This window comes from Microcystis sp. M179S2 (genome assembly GCF_020245805.1).
Lineage (GTDB): Bacteria > Cyanobacteriota > Cyanobacteriia > Cyanobacteriales > Microcystaceae > Microcystis > Microcystis aeruginosa.
The window spans coordinates 1-8266 of record NZ_JADBUE010000127.1 but is presented as its reverse complement, the minus strand read 5'-3'; the positions used below and the strand labels follow the sequence as shown (position 1 = coordinate 8266).

General features: G+C 44.2%; 5 protein-coding genes and 4 pseudogenes. 5 read left to right on the top strand and 4 right to left on the bottom strand.

Annotated elements, in window-relative coordinates; translation table 11 throughout:
* Positions 1 to 107: 107 nt before the first annotated feature.
* A pseudogene (locus IM500_RS07440) lies at positions 108 to 188 on the top strand (PEP-CTERM sorting domain-containing protein); the annotation flags it as partial.
* Positions 189 to 267: 79 nt separating this feature from the next.
* On the opposite strand, the pseudogene IM500_RS24435 reads toward IM500_RS07440, so the two are convergent.
* The 3 pseudogenes from IM500_RS24435 to IM500_RS07425 all read right to left on the bottom strand — a co-directional run.
* Positions 268 to 621, bottom strand: a pseudogene (locus tag IM500_RS24435) (HepT-like ribonuclease domain-containing protein).
* Positions 611 to 688, bottom strand: a pseudogene (locus IM500_RS24715) (nucleotidyltransferase family protein); the annotation flags it as partial. The pseudogenes IM500_RS24715 and IM500_RS24435, both read right to left, overlap by 11 nt.
* A 1-nt stretch (position 689) precedes the next feature.
* Positions 690 to 1133, bottom strand: a pseudogene (locus tag IM500_RS07425) (transposase family protein); the annotation flags it as partial.
* Between the two features lie 331 nt (positions 1134 to 1464).
* Between IM500_RS07425 and IM500_RS07420 the strand changes: the two are divergent.
* The 3 genes from IM500_RS07420 (at position 1465) to crtD (ending at position 4746) form a co-directional block, all read left to right on the top strand.
* Complete coding sequence (locus tag IM500_RS07420) at positions 1465 to 2175, top strand: superoxide dismutase (protein WP_287738050.1); 711 nt, start codon at positions 1465 to 1467, stop codon at positions 2173 to 2175.
* Positions 2176 to 2177: 2 nt separating this feature from the next.
* On the top strand, positions 2178 to 3095 hold the full coding sequence (gene thrB, locus IM500_RS07415; RefSeq protein ID WP_190723451.1) for a homoserine kinase: 918 nt from the start codon (positions 2178 to 2180) through the stop codon (positions 3093 to 3095).
* 157 nt (positions 3096 to 3252) lie between these two features.
* Entirely contained in the window at positions 3253 to 4746 is a 1494-nt protein-coding gene (crtD, locus tag IM500_RS07410; protein ID WP_287738049.1) for a C-3',4' desaturase CrtD, read from the top strand.
* Between the two features lie 315 nt (positions 4747 to 5061).
* On the opposite strand, the gene IM500_RS07405 is transcribed toward crtD, so the two are convergent.
* Positions 5062 to 6399, bottom strand: a complete 1338-nt coding sequence (locus tag IM500_RS07405; protein ID WP_287738048.1) for a histidine phosphatase family protein — start codon at positions 6397 to 6399, stop codon at positions 5062 to 5064.
* A gap of 409 nt (positions 6400 to 6808) precedes the next feature.
* Here IM500_RS07405 and IM500_RS07400 point away from each other — a divergent pair, with 409 nt between their 5' ends.
* Positions 6809 to 8053 (top strand): DUF4912 domain-containing protein, encoded by a 1245-nt coding sequence (locus IM500_RS07400; protein WP_190723457.1) that lies wholly within the window; start codon positions 6809 to 6811, stop codon positions 8051 to 8053.
* Positions 8054 to 8266: the final 213 nt, after the last annotated feature.

The window sequence follows — 8266 nt, the reverse complement described above, 5'->3', positions numbered from 1 at the left end:
GATTATGAAGTTTTCTACCAAAATGAAGGTCAATTGTTCAGACATCCTAAGGAAATAACCACAAAATCTACAGTACAAAAAATAACAGTTTGAGTATCATCCCTTTCGGCTTCGGCGCAGCTTCAACCCTGAAGCGCAAACTAAAACCCTCCCAATCCACCGAAAAAGAAACCACAAAAGTAGGCTAAATTGCCTCTAAAAATACCATAAATGCCCCTTCATTCAATCTTGAGGGGGTTTATTTTTTTCCTTTCGCTTATCAAACAACTATTCAGCCTCTGTTTCGCTTTCTAACACTTCTTGTAGTTGTGGCACTAAAGTCAGTAAATCTTCTTGAATTGTTGCCCAAACCCTACTTAAATTAACTTGAAAATATTCGTGAGTTGCAACATTTCTCATTCCTCCCATCAAACGCCAAGGAATAAGAGGATAGCGAGACTGAATTTCCTTTGGTACATTTCTAGTTGCTTCTCCAATAATGATAAAATCCTAGAGAACCGCTTTGACAGTTGTTCGATTTTTAGCAAATTCCTCAAACGTCATTCCCTTTGTCCGTTGTTCAATTTCAGTGATAGATTCTAAAATGTCTTGAAGGAGAATTCGCCAATCTCTAGAAGGCATTGATAACATCCACCAACACAGGTTCTCGTAAATGTTCTCTTAAGGTATCCTGAGTTCCTAAATCCACTTTTTAATTTCGATAGGTCTTGATATGTAATTTTTTCGGTCATGTCCTCTAGCATTCTTTGAATCTCTTCTTCCGTTACGTCATTTCTTCGGCTAACATTTAAAATATCTCCTTCTTTTAATTGTTCGAGTATATTCTTGGCTAGTCTTTTCGTATAGGTTCGTTTACTGGCAACAAAATCTAACTCCTCACTAAAGGGTTTCTGACAATTATCGCACTTAAATTAACGACGATTAACTTGTAGGTATACTGATTGACCTGAGATTGGTAAATCTTTGACTAGATGTCGATGATTTTGGTGTAGTTTATCGCTCTCTAAGCCACAATGAGGACAGGTTACTTTTTTATTTTTCGATTCGATTCGGCAAACTATACCGATATTTTCTAGGTGTAGATAGCCTTGAATACAGGTTCCTTTTAGGTTCAAAAATTTGTCAAGTATCATAAGTAAAATAATCTCGTTTTTGGCTATTATATCAAATCTTAACTCAATTGTCTATCTTTTGGTATTAACCTGTTTGTGCCTTAAGTCTTTCCCTGTATGGATTTCAGCTACTTTTAGTTCTAGTCACTTTCAGCGAATTTGATTTTTAGTTAAATATTTGCATAACAAGTCCCGAAGAACCACTTTTGTCTCCCGAAGTACCGATCGATAGGATAATTGATCATCGGAACATCTGCTCTGAGAATATGTAGCTAATATCTAACTACCTCTTGCCTTTCCCTCTTCCATGAGTGCCTATCCTAACCAAGAAGTTAATTTTGTTTTATTACTTATGTCTCTCAATCGCCGTCAATTTATTGATCTTTTAGGTGCTACCCTTGGCACAGCCACTCTTGCCGGTTTTAACCCTGCCGCTTTTGCCGCTACCGGTCCCTATAGTCTCATTGCCCTACCCTATAGCTATGATGCCCTAGAACCTTATATTGATAAGGAAACGATGCAATTTCATCACGATAAACACCATGTTGCCTACGTTAATAATCTCAACCTGGCAGTGGCAAAATATCCAGAATTGCAGAAAAAAACAGTAGTAGAATTAATTAAAAATCTTGACTCTTTGCCCGCCGATATTCGCACCACTATCCGCAATAATGGCGGCGGCGATCTTAATCATACGATGTTTTGGCAGATTATGTCCCCCGATGGCGGTGGCGAAGCAACAGGAGAAATAGGGGCGGCAATAATCGCTAAATTTGGCAGTTTCGAGGAATTTAAAAACGCTTTCAACCAAGCTGGTACTAAACTTTTTGGTAGTGGTTGGACATGGTTGGTTTTAAATAAGTCAGGACAACTGGAAATTACCAGCACTGCTAACCAAGATAGCCCCCTAATGATGGGATTACAGCCAATTATGGGCAATGATGTCTGGGAACACGCCTATTACTTAAAATATCGTAATCAACGGGCTGAGTATTTAAAACAGTGGTGGAATGTGGTTAACTGGGAGGAGGTAAATCGCCGCTATCTTCAGGCAAAAGCTTAACCATGTCAACTTTTACGGTAACAGTTCCCGCTACCACTGCTAATATTGGGCCCGGCTTCGATTGTCTCGGAGCGGCCTTAACCCTATATAATCAGTTTACTTTTACCCTGCTGCCGGCAACAACAGCTAACCCTGTCAGCATTATTGTCAAGGGAACTGAATCAGCTAAAGTTAGCCAAGGTGCTGATAATTTAATCTACACTTCTTTTTTGCAAGTTTATCAAAAAATAGGACAGAATCCGCCCCCTATCGCCATCGAGATCGGTTTAGGGGTTCCTCTGGCTAGAGGTTTAGGTAGTTCTGCCACTGCTATTATCGGTGGGTTAGTGGCTGCTAATCAATGCGCGGGAAATCCTTTATCTATGGGGGAAATCGAAGCATTAGCGATCGCCTTGGAGGGCCATCCGGATAATGTGGTGCCAGCTTTGCGGGGTAACTGTCAGCTATCGGCAGGATATAGCACAAATTGGGCTATTTGTCAAGTATTTTGGCAAAAAAATCTCATTCCCGTCCTAGCGATTCCCGATTTTGAACTGGCTACGGAAAAAGCTCGGGCGGTTTTACCCGAAAAAATTAGCCGTCAGGAGGCAATTTTCAATATTTCCCGCTTGGGTTTATTATTGCGGGGATTGGAGACGGGTAACGGCGATTGGCTGAGAATTGCCCTAGAGGATAAACTGCATCAACCCTATCGCCAATCTTTGATCCCGGGTTACGAAAAGGTGAAAAAAGCCGCCATTAACGCGGGTGCTTACGGGATGGTAATTAGTGGCGCAGGTCCGAGCCTATTAGCTTTAACTAACCCCGACAATGCCCAAAAAACAGCAACAGAGATGAAAAATGCTTGGCAGCAAGTGGGGATTAACTCTGAGGTGAAAATTTTAGCTTTAGATACCCTAGGGGCGCAAGTAAACTGTTAAGCCTCCAATTTACCGGTTAAGAGTCCCGGGCAGATTGGTTGGGGTGTGGGGAAGTGGGGTGTGGGGAAGTGGGGAGCTTTTCAGTGAACAGTAATCAGTAATCAGTGAAAAGACAGCAGTGTTAGGATAAAAATAAATATAAATAATTATTAAGAAAATGACGCGAATTACCGTTATTGGTGCAGGGATTGGCGGACTAACGGCGGCGGCATTATTGGCGCGTCGAGGTTATCAAGTCACAGTATATGATCAGGCGCTTGTCCCCGGAGGTTGTGCCTCGACTTTTTCCCGTCGGGGTTTTACCTTTGACGTGGGGGCAACTCAAGTGGCAGGATTAGAAGTAGGGGGCATTCATCAGCGCATTTTTGCCGAATTAGGGATAGATTTACCCGATTCTGTCCCCTGTGATCCCGCCTGTGCCGTTTTTCTGCCGGGGGAAACCACTGCGATTAACGTCTGGCGCGATCGGCAAAAGTGGCAAGAGGAAAGACAAAAACAATTTCCGGGCAGCGAACCTTTTTGGCAATTATTACAAAAACTCTTTCAAGCAAGTTGGCGTTTTCAAAGTCGCGATCCAGTTTTACCCCCGCGCAACTGGTGGGATTTAGGGCAATTAATCGCCGCTTTGCGTTTAGATACTGCCATTACCTTCCCCTTTACTTTGATGACTGTGGGCGATGCTCTGCGATTATACGGCTTAGAGAGGGATAAACGCCTAAAAACCTTTCTGGATCTCCAGTTAAAGCTTTATTCCCAAGTTACTGCCGATGAAACCGCTTTACTTTATGCCGCCACCGCTTTAGCAGTTTCTCAGTCTCCCCAAGGTTTATCCCACCTTCAGGGTAGTATGCAAGTATTAAGCGATCGCCTAGTAACAGCTTTGGAAAAATACGGCGGTAAATTGCAAATGCGCCACACAGTGGAAAAAATACTGACAGAAAAGGGAAAAGCCACGGGAATTATCGTCAGAAATCAAAAAAATGGTCAAATATATCCAGAAATGGCCGATGAGATTGTGGCTAATATCCCGATCCAAAATTTACCACAATTAATCGATCGCGAAGCCATTCCCAGTCTTTATCACCGGAGAATCGAAAAACTTCCCCCCGCATCCGGTGCTTTTGTGGTTTACTTAGGAGTCGATCGCGCTGCTATTCCCCCCGATTGTCCTCCCCATTTGCAATTCCTCTACGATGACGATGGCATAATCGGCGAAAATAACTCTTTGTTTGTTTCCGTGAGTAAAGAAGGGGATGGCCGCGCTCCAGTGGGAAAAGCGACGATTATTGCTTCTTCCTTCACCGATACCAGTCTTTGGTGGCGAAAAGGAGCAGATAATTATCAGCAATTAAAAGCAGCATACACCCAAGAGGCGATCGAGCGTCTCGGTAATTATTTCCATCTTAGTCCTGATCACATCGTTCACATCGAATCAGCTACACCTCGCACTTTTGAACGGTTTACGGGGCGAAATCAGGGCATTGTCGGCGGTATTGGTCAAAGACTGTCCACTTTTGGCCCTTTTGGCGTAGCGACGCGCACTCCGATCCCCCATCTTTGGTTAGTGGGAGATTCCACCCATCCGGGAGAAGGCACTGCCGGAGTCAGCTATTCGGCACTAACGGTAGTTAGACAGATTGAAAATCAATAGACCTCTTGTAAAAATCAAAAATTGTTGTTAGGGTTAGGAGTCAGTAGTCAGTAGTCAGGAGAATTAAGAATGGATAATAATCAATTAAATAGTATATTTACAGATTTTATGCCATTTAATCCTTATTTTTGCCGTTTTTAAACCCTCAAAAATTAATTATGCAAGAGCTTGAATTATTAGCTTCTAGTTAGCAGGAAGTGGGGAAGTGGGAAGTGGGGAAATTGAACTAAAACCCCAAAACCCCAATCCCCAACGCCTAAAACCTGTCTTCTATCTCCTGTCTCCTGTCTCCTGACTCCTGACTCCTGATCACTGTTATAAAGCGCCAGCTGCCGTGCGATCGAGTATTCCTGATCCTAGATGAGAGGTAATATTAATTGCTTGCAGGACCGGTTGAGAGTCAACTCCTTTGGCATAATCGATAACACTAACCGCGCCATTTCCCTGTTTAATATTCCAGAAATTGGCGGGTTTTAAACCCAATAAATAACAAAGAATCACCTTATTAATGGCATCGTGGGCCACTACCATAATTGTCTGAGGTCGATCGCTATTACTATAGGTTTTAACGATTTGCTGCCAACAAGCGATCGCTCGATCCCAAACTTCCTGTAAATTCTCCCCTTCCGGCATTTGCACGGTTTCTGGGGCATTTTTCCAGTCTTCTAACATCCCGGGGAAACTCGCTTCAATTTCCTCCTCTAATTTACCTTCCCAAAGTCCGTGACAGATTTCTGTCAGATCCCCTTGGGTATCTAAGGTGACATTGGGGTGATATTGCAGGATAATTTGGGCAGTTTCCTTGGGACGGGACAAAGGACTGGTGACAGCGTGATCGATCGCCGTTTCTCGCAGAAATTCGGCGGCTTTCTCAGCTTGAGCTTTGCCATTATCATTGAGAGGAATATCGCGCACACCTTGAAAACGTTTATCCCGATTCCATTGGGTTTCTCCGTGACGCACCAGCAGCAGCCTCGAACCTTGGAAAGGAGGACGTGGTGGGGGTAAAGCTATCCCTAGGTGTGCCGTTTGATTGAGGGATTCCACCTGGACAGGATCACCAAAATTACGCGTAAAATTGAGAACATTAACGCAACAGTTAGATTGTTGTAGGGAATGGTATAAGGAAACCGGAATACCAATGGCACTGAGAATTAAACAGCGATTAATGCCGTTATGGGCAACAATGAGGATAGTTTTGCCCTCGTGTTGGGGAATAATTTCTCGCCAAAAATCTTGGGCTTGTTGATAGAGAGAGAGAACGGGATAATGTTCTTGACCATCGGGCAGTATCATCTTAAATTCGTGAGGTTTTTGCTGCCAATCCCGATATTCTTGGGGGTATTGAGCTTTTACCTCCTCTTTGACCATATTTTCCCAGATAGGCAGATCGATTTCTAGTAACTGGGAAGTGGGTTGAATGACGGGAGAGTTATTTAAACGAGACTGAATCACCTCAGCAGTAGATTTGGCTCTTTGGAGAGGACTACAGTAAAAAGCGGCGATATCGATTTGACTGAGGGCATTTCCTACTTTTTCCGCGTCCAGATGACCTTTTTCCGTCAAAACCGAGCCATCACTGCGACCTTGTATTTTCTGCTCTGCGTTATAACTGCTTTGTCCATGACGAACAATAATCACACGGGTAGCCAAGCGGTTCAGTCTCCTTAACTAAAAGTCTCAATATCAGATTACAGGCGATCGGGATCGGAGTACAAATCAGTGATCAGTAATCAGTAATCAGTAATCAGTGTAGTGCATTTGTACTAAAATATCGCCTACAGTTTCAAGGCAGCACAGCATATCAAAACTTCCTGATATAACAATCTCTTTGGGATCAAGGGTTTGGCGGTTTTGTCAAGAAATCATGACAAGGTACTTGGTCAAAATCGGAATCTTACTGTTTAATAGGTATTTATAACAAGCGATTCCCTTGATCCCCATCGAGTGGATCTCTCGTTCACACAGCAATCGATGAGTAGTTAGAAGGATTACCCAGATAACTGCTTTTGCAAATGCTCAAAAACATTTGCCGTCGTAACTAATCGGAGAGTGTCAACTCATGGTCCCAGAATACCCACCCTTAGATGAGATGACCTTGCGGCAACTGCGACGAGTTGCCAGTCAATACAGCATCTCTCGTTACAGTCGGATGCGGAAAACGCAATTAATTGAGGCAATTACCCAAGCTATGGGAGTAAGCGGCAATTTTAAATCTATTATTAAAGAGGAAAAACCAGTGGAAGCAGCAAAATTTGAATTAGGTCAAGCTAACCCGATCGAAGACATCCTAGGTTCAGTGGATGATGGTTTAGGAGATCTGCCCGGTGGCTACGGTGAAAATCGCATCACCCTCCTACCTCGCGATCCTCAGTGGGCCTATGCTTACTGGGATATCCCCAACGAATCAAAAGAAGATCTACGTCGTCAAGGGGGACAACAGTTAGCCCTGCGTCTTTATGATGTCACCGATATCGATCTCAATAGCCAAGGCGCGCATAGCGTCCAAGAATATCTCTGTGATGAATTGGCCCGGGAATGGTATTTACCGATTCCGGTCAGCGATCGAGATTATGTTATCGATATCGGTTATCGTTGTGCTGATGGTCGTTGGTTAGTTTTGGCCCGTTCTCCTTTAGTGCGGATTCCTCCCGTCTATCCTTCCGACTGGATTGAAGATGTTTTTGTCACCGTTAACTGGGAAGAAGAACTGGTGGGTAAAACTGTTTACGAACTCGTTCCCCCCAGCAAACGCTACGGCAGCAGCGCCGGAACCACGGGAAGCCCTATATACGACCAAATTTTCGAGAGTGTCGGCGATATGGAGGCCCTACGGGTGGCTGGGTCCTTGTTTGGTTCCATGCAGCACGTCGCCGGTTCCGTACCGATGTCGGAAGTGATCAGTTCTTATGTATTCCCCTCCGGGGTTGGTATGTGGGCAGTTCCCACGGTATCGGGACTAACCGCTTCCGGTATCGGCATGACTGCTTCTGGTATCGGTATGGGTGCTTCGGAAACCCTACAACGTCCGCGCAAATTCTGGTTAGTTGCCGATGCCGAATTAATCGTCTATGGTGCCACCGAACCCGATGCCACCGTAACTATCGGTGGTCGTCCGATTAAACTCAATTCCGATGGCACTTTCCGCTATCAGATGTCCTTCCAAGACGGTTTAATCGATTATCCGATTATGGCCGTGGCCGCCGATGGTGAACAAAATCGTTCTATCCACATGAAATTTACCCGGGAAACCCCCTCTCGCAATACCAACACTAAAGACGAGGCGGTTCTAGAATGGTTGTTCTAGATTGGGTTTTCTAACGTTACCAAAGCCAAACCAATTACTTCCCCCTAACTGAGATTTAGTTAGGGTCTGCTGAAAAAGTAGGGGCGAAGCATTCGGGCAATAACCTATCGGTGAAACCGGAGATTTTCTATCCGAATGCTTCGCCCCTACAGGACGCGGGCCGATGAAGACGCCAGGTTTTGAAGCACGATTCTCTCAAAATCTTGCACCTGT

Excerpts from the sequence above, each read along its gene's own strand:
- IM500_RS07400 (WP_190723457.1), top strand. The coding sequence starts at position 6,809 with ATGGTCCCAGAATACCCACCCTTAGATGAGATGACCTTGCGGCAACTG.
- IM500_RS07420 (WP_287738050.1), top strand. The coding sequence starts at position 1,465 with ATGTCTCTCAATCGCCGTCAATTTATTGATCTTTTAGGTGCTACCCTT.
- crtD (WP_287738049.1), top strand. The coding sequence starts at position 3,253 with ATGACGCGAATTACCGTTATTGGTGCAGGGATTGGCGGACTAACGGCG.
- thrB (WP_190723451.1), top strand. The coding sequence starts at position 2,178 with ATGTCAACTTTTACGGTAACAGTTCCCGCTACCACTGCTAATATTGGG.